This window comes from Micromonospora luteifusca (assembly GCF_016907275.1).
Taxonomy (GTDB): Bacteria; Actinomycetota; Actinomycetes; order Mycobacteriales; family Micromonosporaceae; genus Micromonospora; species Micromonospora luteifusca.
Map to the genome: position 1 here is coordinate 5876607 of NZ_JAFBBP010000001.1, position 25102 is coordinate 5901708.

The 25102-nt window shown below is 69.1% G+C and carries 17 protein-coding genes and 1 pseudogene; 10 read left to right on the forward strand and 8 right to left on the reverse strand.

All coding sequences use genetic code 11. The features are described 5' to 3' along the window. Positions 1-9: 9 nt before the first annotated feature. The gene (locus tag JOD64_RS26785; RefSeq protein ID WP_307813995.1) at positions 10-219 is read left to right on the forward strand and encodes an acyl carrier protein; all 210 of its coding nucleotides are present in this window, start codon (positions 10-12) and stop codon (positions 217-219) included. Positions 220-395: 176 nt separating this feature from the next. Continuing rightward, entirely contained in the window at positions 396-809 is a 414-nt protein-coding gene (locus tag JOD64_RS26790) for a GNAT family N-acetyltransferase (RefSeq protein WP_204944778.1), read from the forward strand. Here JOD64_RS26790 and JOD64_RS26795 read toward each other — a convergent pair. Genes JOD64_RS26795 through JOD64_RS26805 form a run of 3 tightly spaced genes read right to left on the reverse strand, consistent with a single transcriptional unit; the run spans position 751 to position 3175 of the window. Then, complete coding sequence (locus tag JOD64_RS26795; protein WP_204944779.1) at positions 751-1629, reverse strand: alpha/beta fold hydrolase; 879 nt, start codon at positions 1627-1629, stop codon at positions 751-753. The genes JOD64_RS26790 and JOD64_RS26795 overlap by 59 nt on opposite strands. Positions 1630-1664: 35 nt before the next feature. Then, a complete protein-coding gene (locus JOD64_RS26800) occupies positions 1665-2642 on the reverse strand; it encodes a CopD family protein (RefSeq protein WP_204944780.1) in 978 nt (325 codons plus the stop codon). Between the two features lie 47 nt (positions 2643-2689). Further along, on the reverse strand, positions 2690-3175 hold the full coding sequence (locus JOD64_RS26805; protein ID WP_204944781.1) for a copper resistance CopC family protein: 486 nt from the start codon (positions 3173-3175) through the stop codon (positions 2690-2692). Positions 3176-3307: 132 nt separating this feature from the next. On the opposite strand from JOD64_RS26805, the gene JOD64_RS26810 reads away from it, so the two are divergent. The 4 genes from JOD64_RS26810 to JOD64_RS26825 all read left to right on the forward strand — a co-directional run bounded on the left by JOD64_RS26810 (position 3308) and on the right by JOD64_RS26825 (position 5207). After that, a complete protein-coding gene (locus JOD64_RS26810; RefSeq protein WP_204944782.1) occupies positions 3308-3832 on the forward strand; it encodes an RDD family protein in 525 nt (174 codons plus the stop codon). A gap of 14 nt (positions 3833-3846) precedes the next feature. Beyond that, entirely contained in the window at positions 3847-4080 is a 234-nt protein-coding gene (locus JOD64_RS26815) for a phosphotransferase (RefSeq protein ID WP_239561762.1), read from the forward strand. Continuing rightward, entirely contained in the window at positions 4053-4379 is a 327-nt protein-coding gene (locus JOD64_RS34015) for a hypothetical protein (protein WP_443673908.1), read from the forward strand. The genes JOD64_RS26815 and JOD64_RS34015 overlap by 28 nt, the downstream gene beginning before the upstream one ends. Before the next feature lie 141 nt (positions 4380-4520). After that, the gene (locus JOD64_RS26825) at positions 4521-5207 is read left to right on the forward strand and encodes an SDR family NAD(P)-dependent oxidoreductase (RefSeq protein ID WP_204944784.1); all 687 of its coding nucleotides are present in this window, start codon (positions 4521-4523) and stop codon (positions 5205-5207) included. Positions 5208-5393: 186 nt separating this feature from the next. Here the strand turns inward: JOD64_RS26825 and JOD64_RS26830 are convergent. From JOD64_RS26830 to JOD64_RS26850, 5 genes and pseudogenes are all read right to left on the reverse strand, one after another. Beyond that, positions 5394-6634: pseudogene (locus JOD64_RS26830) on the reverse strand (IS701 family transposase). A gap of 70 nt (positions 6635-6704) precedes the next feature. Next, positions 6705-7487, reverse strand: coding sequence for a DUF6082 family protein (locus JOD64_RS26835; RefSeq protein ID WP_204944785.1), 783 nt, complete (start codon positions 7485-7487; stop codon positions 6705-6707). Positions 7488-7929: 442 nt separating this feature from the next. Beyond that, a complete protein-coding gene (locus tag JOD64_RS26840) occupies positions 7930-8502 on the reverse strand; it encodes a hypothetical protein (RefSeq protein WP_204944786.1) in 573 nt (190 codons plus the stop codon). A 100-nt stretch (positions 8503-8602) separates the two neighbouring features. Next, positions 8603-9355: an enoyl-CoA hydratase-related protein gene (locus JOD64_RS26845; RefSeq protein ID WP_307813687.1), complete on the reverse strand. Its 753-nt coding sequence runs from the start codon at positions 9353-9355 to the stop codon at positions 8603-8605. 13 nt (positions 9356-9368) lie between these two features. Continuing rightward, on the reverse strand, positions 9369-9737 hold the full coding sequence (locus JOD64_RS26850) for a VOC family protein (RefSeq protein ID WP_204944788.1): 369 nt from the start codon (positions 9735-9737) through the stop codon (positions 9369-9371). Positions 9738-10021: 284 nt separating this feature from the next. On the opposite strand from JOD64_RS26850, the gene JOD64_RS26855 reads away from it, so the two are divergent. The 4 genes from JOD64_RS26855 (at position 10022) to JOD64_RS26870 (ending at position 25102) form a co-directional block, all read left to right on the forward strand. After that, on the forward strand, positions 10022-22756 hold the full coding sequence (locus JOD64_RS26855) for a non-ribosomal peptide synthetase (protein ID WP_204944789.1): 12735 nt from the start codon (positions 10022-10024) through the stop codon (positions 22754-22756). Further along, positions 22753-23022 carry a phosphopantetheine-binding protein gene (locus JOD64_RS26860; protein ID WP_204944790.1) on the forward strand — a complete coding sequence of 90 codons (270 nt, stop codon included), beginning with the start codon at positions 22753-22755 and terminating at the stop codon, positions 23020-23022. The genes JOD64_RS26855 and JOD64_RS26860 overlap by 4 nt, the downstream gene beginning before the upstream one ends. Further along, on the forward strand, positions 23019-24260 hold the full coding sequence (locus JOD64_RS26865; RefSeq protein WP_204944791.1) for a beta-ketoacyl synthase N-terminal-like domain-containing protein: 1242 nt from the start codon (positions 23019-23021) through the stop codon (positions 24258-24260). The genes JOD64_RS26860 and JOD64_RS26865 overlap by 4 nt, the downstream gene beginning before the upstream one ends. An 80-nt stretch (positions 24261-24340) precedes the next feature. Then, positions 24341-25102 (forward strand): thioesterase II family protein, encoded by a 762-nt coding sequence (locus tag JOD64_RS26870; RefSeq protein ID WP_204944792.1) that lies wholly within the window; start codon positions 24341-24343, stop codon positions 25100-25102.

Below are 25102 nucleotides of genomic sequence, written 5' to 3' on the forward strand. Positions count from 1 at the left end.
TTGACACTTGTGGGCTCCGGCCAGGAACTGACCCCTGACACCGTCCTCGCGGACATGGGTCTGGACTCCCTGGGGGCTGTCGCGCTGATCTTCGACCTGGAGGATGAGCTGGGGGTCACCTTGCCGGACAGTGCCTTCAGTGCCGGCACCTTCGACACGGTGGCGACACTGTGGGCGGCCGTGGACGGCGAGTCAAACCGGCAGCCCAGCGCTTCCTGACCGATCCGTACGGCGCTACAGACGTTGCGTCCATGCCAGAACACCCCTCCGCAGGGGAGGTCGGATGCGTAGGCCTGCAACCGCACCATGGTCCACCAGTCCCTGGCCGCGATCAGCGTGGGCAACCGGGCGACGGGCTCGCCTAGACTCGCCGGGCGATCGTGCGGAGGGCCAGCGTGGCAGACGTGGCGGTGCTCGCGGAATTGCGCGGCATCGACGAGGAAAGGCTCAAGCCGTGCGCCGACTGGGTGGCCGCCCACGCGGACACACACCTGCCGATCGTCGCCGAGATGGACGGGCACGTGGTCGGCGCCGCCTGGCTCCTCGGCGTACAACGGGTGCCCAGTAACGAGTCGCTGGACCGGTGGTACGGCGACATCCAGTCAGCCCAGGTCCGCTCGGAGTATCGCAACCGCGGTATCGTCGGTGCGCTGATGGCCGCGATTCTGATCGAGGCCCGTACGCGGGGGCTGCTGCACGTAACCGTTCACTCCGGCCGCCGCGCGGTCGACTTCTACCTGTGCAACGGCTTCAGCCACCACCGCCAGATTCTGCTCTTGGAGGCGGCTGCTTCTCCGCGGCCAGCGTGAATCCCTCGACGAGGCCAGCGACCCGCTCAGCTTGGTCCACGAGCGCGAAGTGGCCCACGGCGGGCAGAACGACGTGCGCCGCGCCTGGAAAGGTCCCCGCCGCCGCCCGGGTGGCCTCCGCCGAGACGATCTCATCGCGCTCACCCGAGACGAACAGGACCGGCACCTCCGCCGTCGCCTCCGACGTGAAGTCCTCGGCCCAGAACTCCAGATGCTGCTGAGCGTAGGCGACTAGGGCGTCCGCGGAACCGAACGCCCGTCGTACCGCGTTGTCCTGCACAATCGCGTTGGCGCCAGAGGCGGTGACCGTCCCAGGCTGAAACACCTCCCGCAGTCGGTTGGCGTTCTCCGGCCGGCGGTTCACCGCCCGACACAACACTTCCAGGTTCTGCTCGTAGGCGGTGTCGCGCTCGGGCGCTCGACCAGTGTGCTTGAACGAAGCGTTGAGGAACACCATCGAACGCACCATCCCCGGATACCGCTGGCTGAAACGCAATGCGGTCCTGGGCCCGGTACACCAGGCGACCAGATGGCAGGACGTGACGTCCTCGGCCTGCAGGACCCGCGCGAGATCGTCCACGTGACCTGCGAAGGGACGACGAGCGGCCGGTGGCACAAGACCTCGCAGCTCCCAGGTGATCACCCTGCGGGGCAGCAGCGTGGCGACGAACCGTTGCCACGGCAGCAGGTCCTGACCCAGCGCGTTCACCAGCACCAGCGGACAGCCCTGCTCGCCGCCGCGGTAGTAGGTGAGGCCATCCGAGCCGGTCCCGATCCGCATCGTGTCCAATCCCTGTGCCTGGCCGACAGCCAGCGGCATGCTTTTCTCCTCGCTATCCAACGGCTTTCGGGGCACTACACCGGCGTGCGGGACAGCGCTACCGCGGTGCCCAGCGCCAGGCTCATGATCAGCAGCTCGGTCGATGCGAGGCGGACAAACGGTCGACGCCATCGGTGGGGGTCGGCGTTGTTGAGAGCCAGTTGGGGCAAGGTCACGTGCCGATGGCGCCAGCCGCACAGGACCAGGGTGGTGAACGCCACGGCCTTGGCGCCGAGCAGAAGGCCATAACCGGAGGAGGTGAGCCCGGCCCACCCGGCGTGCAGTAGACCGGCGATCACGCCGCTGGCACCGAGCAGGACGGCGCAGCCTAGAGCCATGCTGCTGAACCGGGTGGCCGCCGACGCGAGCTGGTCTGGGGCTCGTCGGGCAAGCCAGACCAACGCTGCCAGGCCGCCGACCCAGACGGCGGCCCCGAGTACGTGTGCCATCAGCAGCATCGCCGCGGTCGTGTGGTTGCGGGTGGAGGCGGAGTGACCAACGAGCGCCGGAAGGCTCACCAGGACCAGTGATGTGATCAGGGCCGGCCATTCGCCGGCGCCGTCGCGTCGATTCGCCGCCGCCGCCAGGCTCATGGCAAGACCGATGGCGATGACCAGCTGAGCCGCCAGTGCCCACCCTTGGGTGAGAGTCGTCAGGAAGCGCACCACGTCGGCGGAGTTGAGCCCACTGATCGGTCGCCCGGCGACGTCGCTGGCGCACAGGATGATCTGCGCGGCAACCGCGACCGCCGCGACGGCGGCTGTCGTGCTCGCTGTCTTCAGAGCCGCGCTCCATGTGCCTGTGGCACGCGAGCTACGGTCGAGAAACAAAGCTGGCAGCAGCAGCAATCCGGTCGTCGCCACCGCGGCGGCGTCGAAGACCAGTCGCGCGACTGGTAAACCCCATCCGGTCACCGGGCCGGGGTCGGGGAGCCCGGGTGGACTCGGGGTGGGCGCGCCACCACCCAGGAAGAGCGCCATCGCCAGCGACGCCAGCGCCACCAGCGGCAACACGGCACGCAACCTCGGCCGCCAGCCCGGCCGTAGCCGAGAGGCGGTCGTCACGAGGTGGGCCTGCGGTACATACGAATCCAGTAGATGACAAATGTCAGCATGATCGCGCCACCGAGCAGGTGCAGCGCGTGGGCGACCATGAATCCCTTCAGCCCGCCTTCGATCACAGTGAAAACGAACCGGCCCGTCAGGGTCTGGCCGGCCACCGACGTGACCTTCCACTCCACGGCGTTGTCACCGCTTGAGTCGGCAGGCATGGAGACATCGAGCACGGCACTGGCGCCACCGATGTCCCGCAGTGGTGTGCGATCGCCGGTCGGTCCGATCAGGGTGACGCTAGCGCTGTCGGTCCGCACTGCTTCCCGGAATCGCAGCTCGACCCGCCGCGGTGGAGCTGTCAGCACCGCGTCGGCGCTCGGGCTGCTGGACAGCAGACCACCGTCCACGGTCGTCGCTCGCGCCGAGGACGACGCGGGTGCGCCCAGAGTAGCGATCATCAGTACGGCGATGGTCAGCGCAACCCGGACGATCACGCAGTGGCTCCGCCTACCCCGTGGCATCTGCACCTCCTCGGCTCATATACCGGTGTAGTCCTCGAGCTGCCCGATCGGGGGTCAATTTTGAGCAGCAGCAGACGCCAGGGCGGCAGATGCTCCCATCACCAAATGGAGTCTCGTGACCGAAGATGGGAACGAAAAATGGTAGCTTCAAGTTGGCTGAAGCGACTTCTCGCCTGGGTCATCGACATGCACATCAGCATGGTCTTCCTGGTCCTCGCCTACGTCGGCAGCAATGCCGCCTACGACGCGTTCAGCTCGACCGCCGCGCTGTTGACCAGTATCGCTCTCTACGTGATCTGGTACGCGGTCGGCTTTTACAACCGCTGCATCCTGATGGGACGGCGTGGCAACTCATTCGGTCGACGGTTGATCAACGCCAACTTGGTGTTCGAAAAGACCGGCAAGCCGATCGGAGTGTTCAACGCCTTCGTGCGGGAGAACAGCCACTTCATCGACTGGTTCAGCCTGGGGATCGGCTTCCTGATGCCGCTGTGGGACCGTAAGAGGCAGACCGTCGCGGACAAGGTGATGCGCACCATCACCGTGGAAGGTCCAGTGCCGAACGAGCCGGTCGTTCTCGCGGCGACTCCCGAGAGCGCCCGAGAGAGGTTCGGACTTTCCACCGCCTGAGGAGCTGGCGAGCGCTGCCGGTATCTGCGGGCAGCTCCGAGCCGTCGGAGCTGCCCGCAGACACATGTGTGGGTGCCGCGGCGTGGGACGAGGCGATGGCGGCGGACGAGTGGCCCGGACCGCCGGTATGGCTGCACGGTGATCTCCTGGAAGGCAACCTGCTGGTCGACCGGGGCAGGCTCACCGGGTGTCGTCGACCTGCCCGGTGTGCTGGCGCAGAGTGGTCAAGCCCTGCGGGCGGACCATGATGTGCAGGAGTTGCGGGTTCGTCGGGCATCGTGATGTTGCCGCGGCGTTCACCATCGCCACCCGGACCCCGGGCGGCGTCACCACCACCGCACCCGACATGGGTGCGGTCATCACGCACCGTCGAGCAGGCCGACACCTTCCCGGTGCCGGGCTGTCCCGGCGTGACCCACGCCGCCCACCAGCGGTGTCAGGGTCGGTTGGCCGGCTGAGGCCCGCCCCACTACCGGTGGGGAGTCGCTCGCTCCGACAACGTCTGGGCGAGGAACCACAACACCACCGACAACCCGGTGAACGTTAGTGGTCACAGCACTAGTAGGGGAGCAGACGTCTGCTGAGAGCCAGGTAACGGCCGTCCAGCCTTCCAGCACTGCCGTTCGGTCCGCCACTACTGTCGGTGGTTGCCGATCAAGGTATGACCGGTGGAAGGAAACGAGGCCGAATGAGTACGTCCATCGTCGTTGGAGGCAGTAATGGGCTCGGGCGGGTCATCGCTCAGCATCTTGCGGATCGCGGGGACACGGTCGTCATCACCAGCCGGGACAAGGCACGGGCAGAGGACGTAGCCGCGGAAATCGGCGGCGCCACCCGAGGGCTGGCTGTCGACCTGTCCCAGCCGAACACCATCGCCTCCGCGTTCGGCGAGGTCACGGAGGTCGACCACCTCGTCATCACCGCCACGAGCCAGACGCCCAACAGTCTGGGAGACTTCGACGTGGACGCCGCGGTCACCGCGCTGACCATCAAGCTGGTCGGCTATGCCGAGACGGTACGGGTGCTGCGCGACCGCTTCCGCCCTGGCGCGTCGGCGGTGCTCTTCGGCGGGTTGGCAAAGGAGCGTCCTTACCCCGGATCCACCATGGTGACAACGCACAACGCGGGTCTCACCGGCCTGGTGAAGACCCTGGCCATCGAGATCGCTCCGCACCGGGTCAACGTCCTGCATCCCGGCGTCGTCGGCGACAGCCCGAAATGGCGTGCCATGCCCGACCACCCGCACGTCGCCCGGACCCCGATCGGGCGGCTGGTGACGATGGCCGAGGTCGTCGACGCGACCGACTTCCTCCTGCGCAACAGCGGCATCAACGCCCAAGAACTGCTCATCGAGGGCGGGCTCCTGGCCAACTGACGCGGCGTCCCAGACGTCGTCCTCGCGGGATGCGCTCAGAACACGTCGCTGACCTCACGCGACCCATGCCGAATGTTCTGCCCGCATCAACTGCGGCTGCTGCCCCTGCGCGACACGGTCGCCGTGGACCGGATCAGCAGGCTGTGGATGGGTCCAGCAGCCTAATACTCCAGCCGGGGATTGTGATCACGGCTCGGTGAGGGCTTGCCGGGCGTAGTGGCTAGTCATGGCTCGTGCTTGGTGACGGCGTCGACGTACGGACCAGAGCAGTGGGTCGCAGCGGCGGCGGCCGGGTTCGATGATCAGGATGTTGAACAGGTGACGTAGTTCGTTGACGGTCAGCGCGATCAGCCCGGTCGGGTCGGGACGGCTGCGGTGGGTGGTCGCGGCGGCGAGGAAGGCGTGGGCGAGGATCGCCAGGGTGGTCCATCGGTGCCAGGACGTCCAGCGGCGGTTCTGGTGCTGGTCCAGGCCGAGTCCGGTCTTCGCGGCTTGGAACGACTCTTCGATTTTCCAGCGGCGGCCGGCTACCAAGACGAGGTTGCGGAGCGGGACGGGTTCGGGTGACCAGCAGCGGTAGAAGGCCAGCTCACCAGTGCGGCGGTTGCGGCGGATCAGCAGCCAGTGGTGCCCGCCGTGGGCGTCGGCGGCGTGCGGCAGTGCGGTGAAGGACCAGTCGTAGTAGCGGTGTCCCTTCGCGCCTCGACCCGCGGACACCCGCTGCCAGGCGGTGGCAGGAAGACCGGCGGCGAGGGCGTCAACGCGGTAGATGCCAAGGCCGGTGATCACCTGATGGGAACAGGCCACGGCCAAGACGTAGCCCAGTCGCAGCTGACGGAGCCGTGCGCCCAGGCGCGGATCGTTGCCGTAGGCCTCGTCGCCGGCCACCCATCGGCAGGGCAGCGCGGCGGTGACCGCTGCGGCGATCATCCGAGACGCCAGCTGCGGCTTGGTCGCGAACCGAACCTGCTCAGGGACACCGGCCTCGGCGCGGCGTTCGGCGTCGTCGCACCAGGACTTCGGCAGGTAGAGCGCCGTGTCGAGCATCGCGTGACCAGCGTCCGCGGCGTAGACGAGGTGCACGGCGACCTGACAGTTCTCGATCTTCCCGGCGGTGCCCGAATACTGCCGCTGGACGCCGACGGTGTGCCGGCCCTTCTTCAGATCGCCCGTCTCGTCGATGACCAGTACCGCCTCGCCATCACCGAGGTGGTGGCCGACGAACTCGCGGACATCGGCGCGGACATCGGCATCGTCCCACTTCACCCGGGTCAGCAGCTCCTGCATCCCGTCCGGACCCTGTTACCGGCATGCTCCGCGATCGTCCAGCAGTTCTTCCGCGGCAACGGCGCCAGCAAGCCCCGGACGACGTCACGTACCCGACGGCGAGGCTCCGGCCTGCGGAAACGCTGCCCGACCGTCAACATCAGGTCATCGAACAACACCCGCCACCGCTGGGCGTCTACCCTGTAGCCGGCAGCCACCGCCGCGTCATGGTCAGTCCACACAACCGTCCATGCTCGATGGTGGCTGCGCCCGCTCCGGCCCCGGGTGAACCCTCCCCCGGATCAGACCAACTCCTCTGGCTGGAGTACGAGCTGATCGCAGCCGGCGCCACACCAGGCCCGCCGAGATACTCGCCGCAACGCCGATGACGACGCAGTTCAATAGACGGGCGGCCGCTGGGACGGAACTTCGGACGGGACTGAGGCCATCTTCAGGCCCCGCTGCGCGCACTCTCGGTTCGGTCAACAAAGTTCTGGAATGCTCCTCATCAATGATGAGGAGAAAGCGTCGTCCTCGTCTCGTCCCCGCCGTACTCGCCGCCCAGGACCCCCGAGCCATCGGCCAGAAACGCCGAGCGACGTCGCCACGAAACATGCCGCCCAGCATGTCCCGAAGCAGCGGTTCCGAGATGGTGCCAATCTCGTAGCCCATCCAGGCGTACTGCAACAGCAGGTTGGTGTAGACGTGCTGCCGCTTGGCGGTGTCATCGGGCAAGTCCAGCGGACCCCAGCAGGGCAGGTAAACAGGTAGATCATCGAGTTGCATCCGGATCAGATCCGCGTGGAAACCGCGGATGGCCTGGATCCGTTCCGCTCTGGTCTGGCGGGCCTGGAGCAGCAGCGACGCCGCTACGCCTCCGAGCGCAAGTGCCGACAAGACCGCCGACGTGGCTCCGTAGGTCTGGCCGATATCACTCAACCGGCCCCAGTCTTCCGCCTCTCCCAGGCTCACAGCTCGCAGTGCGATGGGCGACAGGATCACCAGCCCCACCACGACAAGGACTACAGCGACTGCGGCCGACGCTTGGCCGACGCGACGGGCCAGGCTCCGCCCTCCTATCGCCGGGCCTGGCACCGAAGCGCCACCGACACTGCGTCCGTCTGCACGGTCCCGGGCCCTGGTGCTTCGATGCATCCCGGCATTCTGCCGTCCCGTGCTGCTCGCCTGCTGACCCATGACGATGGCTGGGATGTGCGCCCCAGTGCTGCTGTCGTGCCACCAGCGGAAACGGCACGAAGGCTCCGATCACGATCTCCGGCTGGGGTACTAACCGCTCGCCTGGCAGAAGATGCCCCTCGTAACTCGAGGCAAGAAATCTCGGTGACAACCAGGACCCCAGTACGTGCCGCCATGATTGGCGGTCGGAATGCGAAGAGCCCTCCCGGTCCAGACGCGTGCGGACCGGGAGGGCTTGTTGCTAACCGGATCGTAGGAGTCAGGAGGAGACGAAGTGTGTGGCGCACGTGCACGGCGGTGTGCCGGCATTTCGCCCATCTTTGCGGAACCAGTGCAGGCTGATCGCGGTCAACAAAGGGATCAGCACGATGATGTTGTAGATCAGGTGCGTCTCGACCCGTGCGATGGCCAGCTGCAGGATGCTCGTCGGCACCGGCCTGCCGGCGAGGTTGGACCCCGTCCACGCCTGCGCCGCCAACAGGGCATGCTCGAAGAAGTGCCAAGCCTGGATGACGAGTGCCGCGGTCCACCAGGTTCGCGCCTCGCCACTGAAGGCCCGACGCAGCAGGGCCAGCCCCACCAGCATGTAGATGGCGTACAGGACGTGCAGCAGTTCCGAGGAGATGAGGAAAGGGAACGGCTCGCCAAGCACCCCGCGCGCCTGCGGACGAGGTACGTCGAACACGTAGATCTGAACGGCTTGGACGAAGTGTTCGATCCAATGGGCCAGCACGACCAGGAGGTAGATGGTGAGGGCGCGGTAGTGGCCGGCTCCGTTGATCCTTGTGAGCCAACCGGAGCGGACCTTGCCGCCGGTTGCTGTCAAGCTCATGCCTCTCCCGTTCCGTTCGTTGCAGGGTCAGCCAGTGCCTGTGGACAGTAAAACTAGTTGGAAGGCGGCGACGGTCAATGTTGCGCGTGAGCCGATAACGTCATGATTTCTGCCAGGGGTAGCGGCCGTCGCGGGTGTAGCCAGTCACCGCAGACCGGAATGCCTCACCGGCGGACAGTTCGGCAAAGGTCGATACGGCAGCCCGTCGGGTTTCAGCACGCGAGGGGGCAAGGGTGCCGCAGTACTGTTTGGCGGCGGCGACCAGGCCGACCGGGACGCGGCTGGTCCTGTCCAGTAGTCGACGGAGAACTCTGTCGGGATCATCGACGAGTTCGTCGACCAGACCAATGTCGGCGGCCTTGGCAGCCTGCACCGTCAGCGTGCCCAGGGTCATCGAGTAGGCGCGCTGAAAACCGACACGGCGTACCAGGAAAGGCAGTACGGCGCAGGGCAGTAGTCCCCACAGCACCTCCGGCAGGGAGAAGTTCGCTCTGGTCGTCGCGAGCACAACGTCGCTCGCGGCGGCCAAACCGACTCCGCCGCCGACCGCCCGTCCGTCGACAACGGACACGACGAGCAGGTCACTGCTGGCGAAGCGCTCCAGCAGATCGAAGTAGCTGCCGACCCCGCGCGCCGCTTCGGCCTCGTCGTCGTCGGCCGCCTGGACGAGGTCCATGCCCGTGCAGAACGAATCGCCCTGTGCGCGGACCACCAGCACCCGAAGGTCGCGGTCCGCCTCAGCGATGTCGAGGACCCGATGCAGGTCCGTCACCCCCTCGGCGGTCAGGGCGTTGCCGGGGCGAGTTCCGTCGAGAACAACGGTCAGTGCCGGTCCGCTCTGCTCTGTCCGCACGCCGCTTGCCCAGTCAGTAGGACGTCGTGATGCAGAACGGATGCCCGGCCGGGTCGAGCATCACCCGCCACGCCGTTTCTCCGGGCTGCTCCTCGGCCGGTGCGGCGCCGAGGTTCACCAGTCGGGTCGTCGCCTCCTCGATGTCGTCCACGGCGATATCGAAATGCATCTGCTGCGGGACGCCCTGGCCCGGCCACGTCGGTGCCGCATACCCCTCCACACGCTGGAAGCCGACGCGGACGTCCCCACCGTCGGACAGGTATGCGGCATGCTCATCGCTGTAGATTAGGTCCCATCCGATGGCAGCCTTATAAAAGTCGGCCAGCATCGCGGGGTCGGGACAATCCATGGTCACCGCGACCAGTTTGTTCAGCGCCGGCATGGAGGATCCTTCCTGTCAGGTACGCAGAACGGGCGACATCACCAATTCGAAGGTCGGGACACCCACACGGCGGTTCGGGCAGGTGATACGCGTCATCGGCAGCAGCGGGCCGCACCCGCAATGAAAGATCCGCAACGGTGTCGACGTCCGCTCAAAGTTGTGCGCTGGCGGCATACCGCCTCCCATACGTTGCTGAGCGACTTCCATGGCACAACGGCACCCAGCGATGTCGCCGATCGAGGTCACCTAACGGATCCTTCCCGGCAGGCGATGGAGGGCGGCACATGCGAGAAGGCCCAGCCGGCCGGCGTATCGATGGTCTCGACCCCAAGCTGATGGGCCTGATCGCGGCGGCACTCGGTACGGACCGCGCCGTTGAGCCGGAGGCGACCCTGAGCGGCATCGGGTTGGACTCGCTGGCTGCCGCTCGACTGTGGTTGGAGATACAGGACGAGTGCGGGATCGACTTCCCGTTCAGCTGGTTGAGTGGCAACTCCACCGTGCGGGAGCTGTTCGCCAAGCTGCGGACCACGGCTGTCGACGATCCAGTGGACACCGCCAAGCCGACCGTGCCCACCACCGTCGTGCCCGACGCGCCCATCCCGCTGACGTCGATCCAACAGTCCTACGTCACCGCGACGGTGCCCGAGCTGACACCGGACCCCGTGGGCTGCCACCAGTACCTCGAGTTCACCGTCGACAACATCGACATCGAGCGGCTGCAGGCGGCATGGTTACGCCTCATTGAGCATCACGAGATGCTGCGCGCGGTGGTGGACTCGGATGGGAACCAGCGCATTCTGGCCGACACGCCGCACTGGACAATGCCCGTACACCACCTGAATGCCGTGCCACCTGGTGCGTTCACCGCGCATCGCGAGCGAATCTCCGCCTGGAACCGCGATCCCCAGCAGTGGCCGCCGTTCACCATCGAGGTGAGCCTGCTCCCGGACGCGAGCGGCGTGGTGCACGTCGACATCGACGGGCTCGTCGCCGACGGCCATTCCACCGCTCTGCTACTTGCGCAGTGGGAGCAGCTCTACCAGCACCCGCAGGCGCCCCTTCCCGATCAGGGCCTCACGGCCCGCGCGGGATTGCTGGCCATGACCTCCGGGGTCAGTGATGAGAGGCGATCGCGTGATCTGCGGTACTGGGTCGAACGCTTGCGTGAGGCGCCGAGCGGCCCCAGCCTTCGGCACCGGGACGGCCCTAAGATGCTGACCGGGGCGCGTGCGACGTTGGACGACACGGTCGCAGCAGAGGACTGGACCGCGGTGCGCGCATACGCCGCCACCCGCGACGTCTCTCCGTCCTCCCTTGCCCTGGCGGTCTTCGCCGACACGCTGGCGCGGGGCGGCGCCAGTGGGGCGTTCTCGATCGTTACGACCACCAGTGCCAGGGCCTGGTTGCCCCGCTCGGCTGAGCACGTCGTGGGACCGTTCACCTCCTCCGCGGTCATCGTTGCCCACCCGGATCCGTCCCGTCCGTTGGGCGAGCTGGCCGCCGATCTGCACCAGCAGGTGTGGGCGGCGCTGGAACACTCCGCGGTCTCCGGCGTCGACGTGCTGCGTGAACTGCGTCGGGGTGGGCAGACCGGGCCGGACGAGTTGGCGGTGGTGTTCACCAGCCTCCTGGGCCTCGGACCCGCAGGCGGCTTCGATGCCGGCTTCAACGCTGACATCGCCCACGCCGTGTCTCGCACTTCCGGCATCGTTCTGGACAACCAGATCTGGGAGGAAGGCGGCGCCCTCCGCATCCGGTGGGACCACCTCCCCGATCGTCTGTCCGCCGACAGTGCCTCAACGCTGATGGCCCAGTTCACCAACGGCATCAGGGCGATCGCGGTGGCCGGCGCCGTCGCGCGCAGGCGGCCGGCCAACGCGCTGCAACTGTCGTACCTCGTTGATCGGGCCGCTCCGCACGACGCGTGGGACGGCTGCCAGATCTACAAGACCGTCGAACTGGACGACGTACCTGACCAGGATCGGCTGGAATCGGCACTGCGCGCCCTCATCGGTGCCAGCGAGGCAGCCCGTTCCTGGCTCGACCACGACGGGCAGCTTCACACCAGCTCCCGCGCGCCGGCGAGCTGGCGAATCCCGGTGATCGACCTCGATTGTGTCGACGACTCCGAAGCCCTGCTAGGACGTATGCGCGCAGCCCTGCTGGGCAGGGCGTTCACGCTGGGCCGCTGGCCGCACTTCGACGTCCGCCTCACCCACCGAGCCGGCCGCTCGACCCTGCACTGCGCGTTCGACATCGCCGTCTTCGACGCGCCGACCGTGCACTTCCTGGTGCGTGATCTCGTGCGCAGATACGCGGGGACAGCAAACCCCGATGAGCGGCCAACGGCCCCGAGCGCCGATCGGATGGACGAGGCCACGGCACGCGAGCACTGGCGCAGCCGCGCGGAAGCCGTGACCGGGGGAGCGGTACTGCCCGCCGGCTCGCCCGGGGTGACCCGCCCGGACCAGCCGCGCTTACGCCTCGCTGCCAACGTCGACGGCTGGCGTGCCTTCGCCGCGGAGGCGGCTCGCCGTCACCTCACCCCGGACGCGCTGCTGATGAGCGTGTTCACCCAGGTCCTGGCGACGGAGCTCGGCGTATCCGACTTCGCCGTTCCTGTCGTGCGGTGGGTGCCCGGCACCCGGGACCCCGGCGACGCGACAGCTCTGAGCTGGCTGCCGGCCTGCCCGCCGCAGCAGCCGCCCGCCGAGGCCGCGGCACTCGTCACCGCCGAGTTGGCCATCGACGCCCGAGCCGACGCCGCATCCGGGCTCGAGGCGCTCAGACGGCGGGTACTACGGGGCCAGGTGGCCGGCTTCCCGGTGGTCTACAGCAGCGTCGTGGACCTCACGGCGTGGAGGACCCCGCCGGGGATGCGGGACGGGGCCTGGTTCAGCTGCACCCCCGGCGTGGCACTGGACAGCGTGTCGACCGTCGACGACGACACCGTCCTCCTGGCGTGGGACGCACGCGCCGAGGCGTTCCCCGCTGGCTGGCTGGAGGCAGCATTCGCCCGCTTCACCAAGGCGGTCCGCGCAGTGATCACCGACGTTGACTGCCCGCCGGTCGCAGGTACCGACCCCGCACCACTGAGCCTGCGCGACTACCGCACCATCGTCTACGGGTGGAACGACACCACCCGCGACTTCCCGACGCGACGGCTCGTCCATGAGCCCTTCGAACGCGCCGCCGCCCGCCACCCGCACGCCGTCGCGATACGCACCGCCGTCGCCACCACCACCTACCGTGACCTGAATGCGCAGGCCAACCGGGTGGCGCGCCACCTCCAGGAGTTGGCCATCACCCCGGGCACGGTGATCGGCGTGCGGATGCCACGCAGCGCATCCATGATCGCGGCGGTGCTCGGCATCGTCAAAGCCGGCGGCACCTACCTGCCGGTCGAGCCGTCACTGCCGGCCGGCCGCGCCGCCGCGATGCTGGGCGCCGCCGGTGCGTGGCTCGTGATGTCCACCGCGGAGGCACCTGACTGGCAGCATCCCGACGGCATCACCGTTCTGGGTATCGACGACGTCATCGCCGCCAAGGGCGATCCCGGCAACCCTCGCGCCGCCGTCACCGCCGACGCCCTCGCCTACATCATCTTCACCTCCGGCAGCACCGGCACGCCCAAGGGCGTCGCCGTCGCCCACCGCGCCGTGTCCAATCTGCTCGCGTGGTGCGAACGGGTGTACCCCCTGCGGATCGGTGACGTCGGCCTCGCGGTGACCTCGCTCGGCTTCGACCTGTCCGTCTACGACATGTTCGGCGTTCTGGGCACCGGTGCCGCTCTCTACGTCGCCGACGAGACCGAGCAACACGATCCCGCACTGCTGCACGCCGTGCTACGCCACGAAAAGGTGACTTTCTGGAACTCCGCACCGACGACGCTGGCCCAGGTGGCCGCGGAGATACCCGCGGAGATACCGCCCGAGGGTTTCGGCGCCCTGCGGCTGGTGTTCCTCAGCGGCGACCACACGCCCCTGCCTCTGCCGGACGCACTACGCGCCGCGTTCCCCGACGTGCGGATCGTGAGTCTGGGAGGTGCCACCGAAGCCACCGTCTGGTCCAACCACTTCGAGGTCGGACCCGTCGATCCGCAGTGGCGCAGCATCCCCTACGGGCATCCGATCGACAACAGTCGCTACTACGTGCTCGACGAGGAGCTACGTCCCTGCCCTCCCGACACCGAAGGCGACCTCTACATCGCCGGGGAATGCCTGGCCCAGGGCTACCACAACGCTCCCGACCTCACCGCCGCCCGCTTCATCCCCGACCCGTACGCCCTCGAACCCGGGCAGCGCATGTACCGCACCGGCGATCGTGCCGCCTACTTCCCCGACGGCACCCTCACCTTCCTCGGCCGCCGCGACAACCAGGTCAAGATCCGGGGATTCCGCGTGGAACTCGGCGAGATCGAGCACCGGTTACGTCAGCACCCCGCCGTGCGCGACGCGGTGGTCCTCGCGCAAGGCGACGGTGGCGACCGCAAGGTGGTCGCCTACGTCATCGCCGAACCGGGCCCGCAACCAGCCATCCGCGAACTCAGGGAACACGCTGCGGCGACCCTTCCCGGTTACATGGTGCCGAACTTCGTCGCCTTCGTTCCCGCCTTCCCGGCCACCGCCAACGGCAAGCTCGACCGTGCCGCGTTGCCCTGGCCCCTGCCCCCCGAAGGCGTTGCACCCCGGGCGGCGACGAACGCCCCGAACGTGTCCAGCCTGTCTGCAGAGGTGGCCGATCTGTTCGCCGGGCTGCTCGGCGTCAACGCCATTGACCCGCACGGCGACATCTGGGACCAGGGCGCCACCTCGTTCACCCTGGTCCAGGTGTCCGGCGCGCTGCACCACAAGTACCAGTACCGGATTCCGATCTCCGTGGTGCTCGCCGAGCCGACGGTCGCCGGCATCGCCCGCCACCTCACTGCCGTGCTGCGAGGAGCACCCCCACGGACACCATCGGAGAACACACCCTCGGCATCGGCGCCGGCCGGGACCATCGCCGCAGCTCGACCGCCGGCCATCCTTGGCCCGACGCCGGTGCCGCCAACCACTGCACCCGTCGCGACGGCCACCACCTCCGACGACACTCCGCCGCAGGCCACAGACGGCCCTCCAGAGGAAGTCGACTTCTTCTCAGCCGAGGATCGCGCACGCTTCAAGTCCGGGCACTGGAACCTGCGCCCGCCGGCGCCGCCGGAACACCTCATCGCCCTACCCTCCGCGGCCCCACCCGACGATCTGTACCGCCGACGCGCCTCGCGCAAGAGTTTCGCCGCCGCCCCGCTACCGCTGGCGACCCTCGGCCGGCTCCTGGGACTGCTGGGGGAGTTCCTTGTCGACGGGACACCACGAAGGCTCTACCCCTCGGCCGGCGACACCTACGCCGTGCAGACCTACCTGCATGTCAAACCGAACGGCCTCGACGGCCTCGACGGCGGGGTGTACCACTACCGACCGGACCTCCATGCGCTCGAGCGTGTCAGTGACGGTGCCGGTCTCGACCGAAGCCTGCACTTCTACTACAACCGGCCCGTCTACGACGACGCCGGCTTCGAGCTGTACCTGATCGGCCAGACCCGAGGGATCGCACCGCTGTACCAGCAGGACGCCGATCGGTACCTCGCCGTGGAGGCCGGGCACATCACTCAGCTGCTGATGATGGCGCAGGGTGAGCTGGGAGTGTCCTTGTGCCCGGTCGGCGCCCTGGCCTTCGAGCGGCTACGCCCCGCGCTCGGCGCCGACGACGGCCACCGTTTCCTGCTCAGTCTTCTCGCGGGCCGCGGACCGGACCCGCTGGCGAGCGCGCTGATCGCCCCGGACCCAGCCACGGCGGACATCGCCATCGTCGGCGTGTCCGGGCGCTATCCCGACGCCGAGGACGTCGACGAGCTGTGGCAGGCGCTGCTGGCCGGCCGCAGGCCGCTCGGACCCCCGCCCGCCCACCACCCGGCAGGCGGCCGGAACGCCGTCACCGGTGGCTACCTCGACGACGTCGACGCCTTCGACAGCCTCCTGTTCCACATCTCACCCAGCGAGGCCGCCACACTCGACCCGCAGCTGCGGCTGCTACTGACCTCCGTGTGGGAATGCCTGGAGAACGCCGGGCACACCGCCTCGTCCCTGCGGCGCACCTCCGAGCGGGTGGGGGTGTTCGTCGCCGCCATGTGGCACGACTACGAACTCGTGGGCGCGGAGGCCTCACGCGGCGGCGCGCCCGCCGTAGCCGCTTCCACCGCCTCGGACATCGCCAACCGCATCTCGCACTACTTCGGTTTCCGCGGGCCCAGCCTCGCCGTGGACACCTCGTGCTCGTCCACACTCACCGCAGTGCACCTGGCGGTGGAGAGCATGCGCCGCGGCGACTGCGACGCTGCCGTGGTCTGCGCGGTGAACCTGATGCTGCATCCGCACCACGCCGACCTGCTGCGCTCCTGGGGGCTCATCTCCGCCAACGGTGTCGCATCCCGCGCCTTCGACCCGGACTCCACCGGCTGGTCGCCGGGCGAAGGCTACGGCGCCCTCCTGCTACGTCCCTGGCCGGCAGGCGCCGCCGACGGCGACAGCGCCCACGCGCTGATCGCCGCCACGTGGATCGCGCACGCTGGCGACACCGCAGGGCGTTTCGGATTGCCATCGGTCCCCGAGCTGACCGACTCCATCCGCGCCGTGCTGCGCCGCGCGGACGCCTCACCGCAAGACATCGGATACGTCGAATGCGCGGCCTCGGGGGCGTCAGTGGCCGACAGCGCCGAACTGGAAGCGCTTGTCGGTGTGTTCCACGACAACCCCGCGCCCGTTCCGATCGGCACCGTCAAACACAACATCGGTCACCTCGAGGCAGCCGCCGGCATGTCACAGCTGACCAAGGTTGTCCTTCAGCTGCGCCACGCTCGGATCGCCCCCACCCCCGTCCCCGAAGGCGGACCGGGCCTGCTGCACTGGCCCGGCGCGCCGATCCGGGTCGTTACCACGCCCGAACCGTGGACCGGGCCTGAGTTGGCCCTGGTCAACGCCGTCGGCGCCGGCGGGTCATCCGCCCACGTCCTGCTCAAGGCGGCACCATCCCGGACCCAGGAGGCGCACACCGGCCCCGCCACGCTGCTCGTGCCGCTGTCCGCTGCCACCGTCGACGCCCTCACCACCGCCGCCCGCCGGTTGCATCGGCACCTCGCCCGGGAGCGACCCGACCTGGCCGATGTGGCGTTCACGCTGCAGACCGGCCGGACGGCGATGACCCACCGGCTGCTGCTGTCCTGCCGCGACACCGCAGACCTCATCTGCGCCCTCGACGCGTTCCTCGCAGGCGGCGCCGACCCGCGGGTACGGACATCCACCGCCGCCCCCGGCCCGCGGACCCCCGTCCAGCCCAACGGAGCGGATGAGGCCTCCGCGAGCTGGCTCGCTGGCACCGACGTGGACTGGCGCCGGCTGTGGCCTGCACCGGCGCGACGGATCACCCTGCCGACGTACCCGTTCCAGGCGCAGCGGCACTGGATCGCCACCACTGACGGCACCGACAACACCACCGTCGCCATCGCGACAATCGGGGGGCCGAGCGCCGCGATTGGGTCCCGTGGCGTCCTGTCCCACCTCGTGGCCCGATTCTCCGAGGTCTCCGGCATCGGGGCCGACCAGGTGGACCCACACACCCCGCTGGAGCATCTCGGACTCAATTCCGCACTGGTCGTGCAACTGGCCGCGAGGCTTGCCGATGACATCGGCGACGTGCCACCGCAACTGTTCTTCGAACACCGCACCCTGGCTGAACTCGCCGACCGCATCGAGTCCGGCCGGTCGGCCCGACGGCCGCCCGCGTCCCTGTCCGGCCCCGGCCCCGGCCCCGGCACGGACGTCGCGATCATCGGCATTGCCGGCCGCTACCCGGGTGCCGACAACCTGGACACCCTGTGGCAGCTTCTGACCAACCGTCACGACGCCATCACCGACATGCCCGCGCACCGCGCCCGGCCCACCTGGCCGCGGGACCTGATGAAGGGCGCTTTCCTCGATCAGGTCGATCGCTTCGATCCGCTGCTGTTCGGCATCGCACCACGCGACGCCGACCTCATGGATCCTCAGGAGCGGCTGTTCCTCGAGGTGGTATGGGAAACCCTCGACGACGCCGGATACCCCGCACACCGCCTCCGCCAGGCCCATCACGGGCAGGTCGGCGTCTTCGCCGCCACCATGTACAGCGAGTACACCTTCTTCGGCGTCGAACAGTCCCTCACCGGCCCGCCCGTGAGTACCGACTCGTCTGTCGCCGGGATCGCCAACCGCGTCTCCTACGCTCTGGACCTACGCGGCCCCAGCCTGACCGTCGACACCATGTGCTCCTCGTCGCTGACCGCACTGCACCTCGCGGTGTCCGCACTGCGGGCCGGCGAGTGCGCCCTCGCCCTGGCCGGCGGCGTGAATCTCTCCCTGCACCCGAACAAGTTCATCGAACAGAAGCGGCTGAACATGCCGTCCCACGACAATCGCTGCCGCGCCTTCGGCGAGGGCGGCGACGGGTTCGCCCCGGGCGAAGGCGTCGGCGCGGTCCTGCTCAAACCCCTCGCCGAAGCGCTGGCCGACGGGGACCGCATCCACGCGGTCATCAAGGGCACCGCCATCAACCACGGAGGACGCACCAACGGGTACACCGTGCCCGACCCCGCCGCGCAGGCCCGTGTGATCGCCACCGCGCTCGCCCGCGCCGAGGTCGACCCGGGAACCATCGATTACGTGGAGGCGCACGGCACCGGCACCAAGCTCGGCGATCCCGTAGAAATCAGCGGACTGGAACTTGTTTTCGCCGACACGGTCGCCCCAGGCGGCTGTGCCATCGGATCCATCAAGTCCAACATCGGGCACCTCGAGGGCGCCGCCGGTATCGCCGGGCTGACCAAGGTGGTGCTGCAACTGCGTCACCGCACCCTCGCACCCACCCTGCACGTCGAGCGACCTCATCCCGGCATCGACTGGGAGCACTCGCCGTTTCGTCTGCAACGCGATCTCACGCCGTGGCCGGCCCCGGCCGGCCACCCCCGCCGCGCCTGCGTCAGCTCGTTCGGCGCCGGCGGCTCAAACGCGCATGTCGTTCTCGAAGAGCCGCCGCCGGCCGCCCCGGCGACTCCCGACCTCGGCCCCCAGTTGATCGTCCTGTCGGCCCGGGACACGCGCCAGCTACGCCAGGCCACCACCAGACTCGCCGACGTGCTCGCCGACGAGGCGGCGGAACACACCTCGGCGTTACTGGCCGAATTGTCCCGGCTGGCCGAGGGCGACCTACCCGATGTGCTGGCCGGCAACGGAACCGCGACAGCCGTGCGCCGCCTCTCCTCCTACCTGCTGGACCGGCACCGCGGAGGCCACGACGGCCCCACCCTCGCCGACATCGCCTACACCCTGCAGGTCGGCCGTGAACCGCTGCCCGAACGTCTCGCCGTGGTCGTGACCGACCGCAACGAGCTCGTCCACCTTCTACGCGGCTTCGCTGCGGGAGACACTGCCCACATCGCGCACGGGCGCGCCGCGCGCCCCTCCGATCCCGCCGCGCCGATGCCCGAGCGTCGGGACAGGCAGTCGCTGGCGGAGCTTGCCCGCCGGTGGGTTCGGGGGGAGTCCGTCGATTGGACCGCCCTTCATCCGAGCGGGTCGGCCAGGACCACCTCGCTGCCCTCCTACCCGTTCGCCCACCACCGGCACTGGCTCACCCCGACCGGCCCGGATCCTCAAACGCCGGTCCTGCCCCTGTACCGCATCAAGTGGCATCCGGCGGATCAGCCGAGCGCTTCCCCCGCGTACGGCACTCTGCTCTGCCTGCACGCCGGTGGTCCGCAACCGCTGCTGCAGGCACTGCCGGGTGCCTTCGGCGCCCACGTCCAGGTGGTCATGGTCGATGTCGCCACTGACACCAGGTTCGCCGATCCGGCCCGCACCGCCGAGTTCACCCGGCAGCTGCTTCGGTCGTACCCGGACCTGCGCGGCACCCTCGACCTCACCGACATCACCGATGTCGAGGCCGTCGGTCCACGAGCGGTTACCACCCGCCTGGCCCACCTGCGGGAGCTGGCGGCAGCCCGCCGTCCGCTGCGGATGCTGCATGCGGTGTCCGGGCTGCACGCTCTGCCCGGTCCGGCCCCGCGGTTGTCCGGCGCGCTGCTGTCCGGATTCGTCTGGGCAGTGTCGGCGGAGTCCCGCACACTGTCGGCCACCGTGGTCGACGTCGAGACACGCTCGACGGCGGCGCTCGCCGCGCTCGTTGCCGAGTGGACGAGCACCGACGGACGTGCCGAGGTGTGCTACCGCTCCGGTCGTCGGTTCGCACCCGCCCTTGAGCTGACCGACCTGCCCGACGGCACACCCGAGCTGGACGGCGAGCGCAGCTATCTCATCAGCGGGGGTACGGGCGGCATCGGTGCCGTCGTCGCCCGGCACCTCGTCACCCGAGGTGCCCGCGCGATCGCCCTCCTGGGACAGCGCCGAATGCCGCCGCGCGAGGACTGGGACGACGCGGACCTCGACGCGCACCAGGCAACCGTCGCCCACCAGGTGCGTGAGCTGGAGCAACTCGGCGCCCGCGTCGCGCTGCATTGCGGACCCCTGGACGACAGGCAGCCGGTCGCGGAGTTTCTCGACCGTGTCCGTGCCGATCTCGGCCCGATCGGCGGCGTCATTCACTGCGCGGGCCGCATGGCCCGCATTGGCTCCTTCACCGGAAAGTCGGCCGACGAGATCGACGCCGTGCTCGTACCGAAGGTCGAGGGTGTCGACGTGCTCACCGCGTTGTGCGCGCCGGACGAGCCTGCGTTCCTGGTGTCGTTCTCCTCGCTGGCGGGCGTGTCACCGACCCTCGCCGCCGGCGTGACCGAGTACGCCGCCGCGAACAGGTATCTCGATCACCACGCCTCGCACCTGACCCGCCAGGGCAGGGCCGGGGTCTGTGCGATCGCATGGCCCAGCTGGGGTGACGTCGGCATGAGTGGTGGAACGGACAACAGCCAGCCGCCACTGTCTGTGCAGGACGGGCTGCGGATCCTCGATGCCGTTCTCGTGGGGCCTGCGCCTGCCAACGTCGTGGTCGTGCCCGGCGCGAACATTCCCGCGATCCTGGCCGCACCGCCTCTCCCCACCGCCGCACCGCAACCAGATGCCAGCCGCCCCACCGCCGCACAGCTCACCGCGCCGGCGCCGCTGGTGCCCGACTGGCTCGTGGACGTCTTCACCACGACCGTGGGCATCAGCCGCGACGATCTGGACGTGCAGACGCCTTTCGGGGACCTGGGCGTCGACTCGCTGCTCATCGCTGACCTCGTCACCGCCGTGGAGGTAAAGCTCGGCGCCCCAGTGGCCCCGTCGGCGTTCCTGGACCACCCGAGCCTGGTCGCACTCGCCGCCCACCTTCGCGACGTCCATACCGCGCCGCCGGTGAACGCCCCACCGCCCACGACCTCCACCGCCCGCGGTGCCTCACCGCGGATCGACGCCCAGCACGCGCCGGGACTCAGCGGTGTGCACAGGCAGCTTGCCGCCGAGGAGACGATCGCGGTCATCGGCATGTCCTGCCGCTTTCCCGGTGCCGCCGACATCCGGGCCTTCTGGGATCTGCTCACCACGGGCACCTGCGCAGTGACCGAGGTGCCCGCCGCGCGGTGGGACACCGATGCGCTGTACCGGCCCAGCACCGAACCCGGCCGGTCGGTCAGCAAGTGGGGCGGCTATCTCGACGGCATTGAGCTGTTCGATCCCGACTACTTCTCGATGACCGACGAGGATGCCATCACCCTCGACCCCGGCATCCGGCTCATGCTCGAGGGCGTGGCGACCTGTCTCGCCGACGCCGGCTACCGCGACGAGCTCAGCGGTGACGACGTCGGCGTGTTCGTCGGCGCCCGGTTGTCGGACTACCGGCGGCGGGTGGGGCGACGGACCGGGACTGCGGCCTTCGGCGGCGACCAGAACTTCCTCGCCGCGCGCATCGCGCATCAGTGGAACCTGACCGGCCCGAACCTTGTCGTGGACAGTGCCTGCTCGTCGGCTCTGGTCGCGGTGCAGTTGGCCATGCGCAGCATCCTCGCGGGGGAGTCCTCCGCCGCGCTGGTCGGCGCCGTGGACGTGCTGCTCGACGCCCAGGTGCACCTGGACTTCAGCGCGGCCGGGGCGTTATCACCGTCGGGCCGCTGTCGCACCTTTGACCGATCCGCCGACGGGTTCGTACCCGGCGAGGGGTGTGGTGTCCTGCTGCTCAAACGCCTGGACAAGGCGATCGCCGACGGCGACCGTATTCGCGCGACCATTGACGCCGCCGCGGTCGGCAACGACGGACGCACCGTCGGGTTGACCACACCCAACCCGGTTGCCCAGGCCGCCGTCATCCGGCGTGCACTGCGCGACGCCCGGCTACGCCCCGACCAGGTCGGCATGATCGAGGCGCACGGCACCGCCACCATGATCGGCGACCCCATAGAACTGCAGGCGCTGACGAACGTTTTCCGGGAGTCGACGCAGCGAGCCGGCTACTGCCAGATCGGCTCGGTCAAGTCCAACCTCGGCCATCTGCTGAGCGCCGCCGGGATCGCAGGGCTGGCTAAGGCCGTGCTCGCCGTCGAGCACGGCGCCATCCCTGCCTCCCTTTTCTGCGATGAACCCAACCCCCGGTTCCACTTCGCCGCTTCCCCGTTCGTCCCCGCGACCCGCCTCACCTCGTGGACATCCGAGCCGGAAGCCCGCATCGCCGGCGTCAGTGCGTTCGGCCTCGGCGGCACCAACGCCCACGTGATCGTCCGCGGCGCGCCGGCAGCCGTACCCTCACGGACACCCCTTGCACCGCCGGTGTTCCGACGTCGGCGTCTGTGGCTGGACCCGCCGGTCGCCGACGGACCGACGGCATTCGACCCGAGCACGGCAATCCTGCCCGCGGCAGGTCTCCCATCCGCGCCGGATCCCGCCGTGGCGCCGGCGAGCGGCCTCGTCGCCTCGCTGCTGAGCCTGGGATACGACGACACCACGCCCACTGAGGAGCAGTCATGAGCCAGCCCGCCACCAGCTCCACCCCTGCTGCGTCGGACCCCCTGCTGGAGGTCATCGGAGAGGCTGTGCACGCCGTGGTTCCCGAGGTGGATCCGGCCGACGTCACCGCCGACAGGACACTGGCCGAACTGGGCTGCAACAGCGTGGACCGCGCCGAGGTGATGGTCGCGGTGATGGGGGATCTCGGCATCACCGTCCACCCGTCCGAGTTCTCCCGCGACCTGAGCATCCGGTCGCTGATCGCACTGCTCCGGAAGTACGAGTGACCCCCGGCGCCGCCATCACCGCGATGGCGGCGATCAGCGCCTTCGGCCCCGACCAGACAGCCTTCGCCGACGGTCTTCGCCGGGGCCGCACAGCGATCGTCGACCAGGGCGGGCAGCCCGGGCCGCGCTACCGCGCCCGCCTTGCGTGGAAGGACCTGCCCACCACTCTCGACGCGATCACCGCCCTGCCCGACGACCTGCGCCGCGTTGCGTCCCGTATCGCACGCCGGACGCCTCGAGCGGTTCAGGCCGGCCTGGCGGTGGCCGTACAAGCGTGGGTCTCCGCTGGACTGCACTTGCGCCCCACGGCGCCCGACCGTATCGGCGTCGTGGTCACCGCAGGCGACCTCGACGGTCAATACGCCCAGCACGTGCACGCCCTGCACACGGCGAACCCGGCGCGGGTGCCACCAACCTTCGCGCTGCACAGCGTGTCGACCAGTCAGATTGGGATCATCAGCCACGCCCTGGGCATCACCGGGCCAGGCTTCACCGTCGGTTTGGCCTCCGCCGCCGGCAACGCCGCCGTGATCGCCGCTGCCAGACTCATCGCCACCGATGAGGTCGACGTCTGTCTGGTCGTCGGCGCCCTGGCCGAGCCGTCGCTGTTGGAGTTGACGGCGCTGGCCAACCTCGGCGCTCTGGCCTGGGAGGGCCGCAGCGTTCCGTTCGACACCGCCCGATGCGGCTTCGTTGTCGGCGAGGCGACCGGCTGCCTCGTGCTGGAGTCGACCCGCAACGCCCAGCGCCGCGAGGCCCCGATGCTGGCGGTCCTCGCCGGGTACGGACACGTCCTCGACGCCAACAGTCTGCCCAATCCGGCAGTGTCCGGCGAGGTGGCGGCGATGCGGGCGGCGCTGCGCCGGGCCGGCCTGCGGCCTGCTCAGATCGACTACGTCAACACCCACGGGACTGGTTCGCTCGTCGGTGACCACACCGAGGTCGAGGCGCTGCGGCAAGTCTTCGGTGACGTGCCCGGACAGCGGCCTTGGCTCAACTCGACCAAGTCGCTCACCGGGCACTGCATTGGCGCAGCCGGTGTGATCGAGGCGATCGCGACGGTCGAGCAGATGGCCCAAGGGTACGTCCACGCCAACGCAGGTCTGACCGACCCGCTGCCGACCGCAGGCCGATTCACCGGCCCGGCACCGGAGCCCGCGTCGATACGCGCGGCGCTGTCCAACGGCTTTGCCTTCGGTGGTGTGAACACCTGCCTGGCGTTTGTCGCGCATCCGTAGGCGTCACGCGCAATCGTGCGCATCGCTCGACCGGCACGCAGCCCTACCGTGGGCACTCCATACCGCAAGCGAGGAGCCGCGTGACCGCACAGCTGACGGGCCCGCCGGATCCACCCGCCGGGGTGCGGCTGTTCTGCTTCGCCCACGCCGGTGGTGGCGGGGCTGCCTACCGGCCCTGGCGCGACAGGCTGTCCCCGGACGTGGAGGTGTGCCCCGTCGTGCTGCCCGGCAGGGAGTCGCGCTGGCAGCAACGTCCCCACCGGGAGATGACCAGCCTGGTCGAACAGGTGCTGCAGGAGATCGTTCCCCGGCTTCACCAGCCGTTCGCCCTGTTCGGGCACAGCCTGGGCGCCGCCGTGGCCTACGAGGTGTGCGCACGGCTGTGTGACCGCGGCCTGCCACCGATGCGCCTGTTCGTCTCCGGGCGCCGTCCGCCGCACCTGCCGGCTCGCCAGGGCGCTACTCGGCACCTCACCGACGACGCGTTCGTCGCCTACCTGAACACCCTCAACGGCATCCCGACCGAGGTCTTGGCGCATCACGGTCTGCTCCGTGCACTGCTGCCGACGATTCGCGCGGACTTCGAGGTCAATGAAACCTACGCGGCGTCGGCGAGGCGACTACCGGTTGCGGTGTCCGCCCTGACCGGCGACAGCGACCCACTGGTCACCCCGGCCGAGATGCTCGCCTGGCGGGACGTGACCGACCGGGGTTTCCGCCTGCGGGTGCTGACCGGGGACCACTTCTACCTGACGGCGGCCGCCGAGCACGTCTGTGCCGCCATCGGCAGGGAACTGTCCGTGCCGAGCCCAACAGTGCCCATCGGATCACGAGCGGAGTGA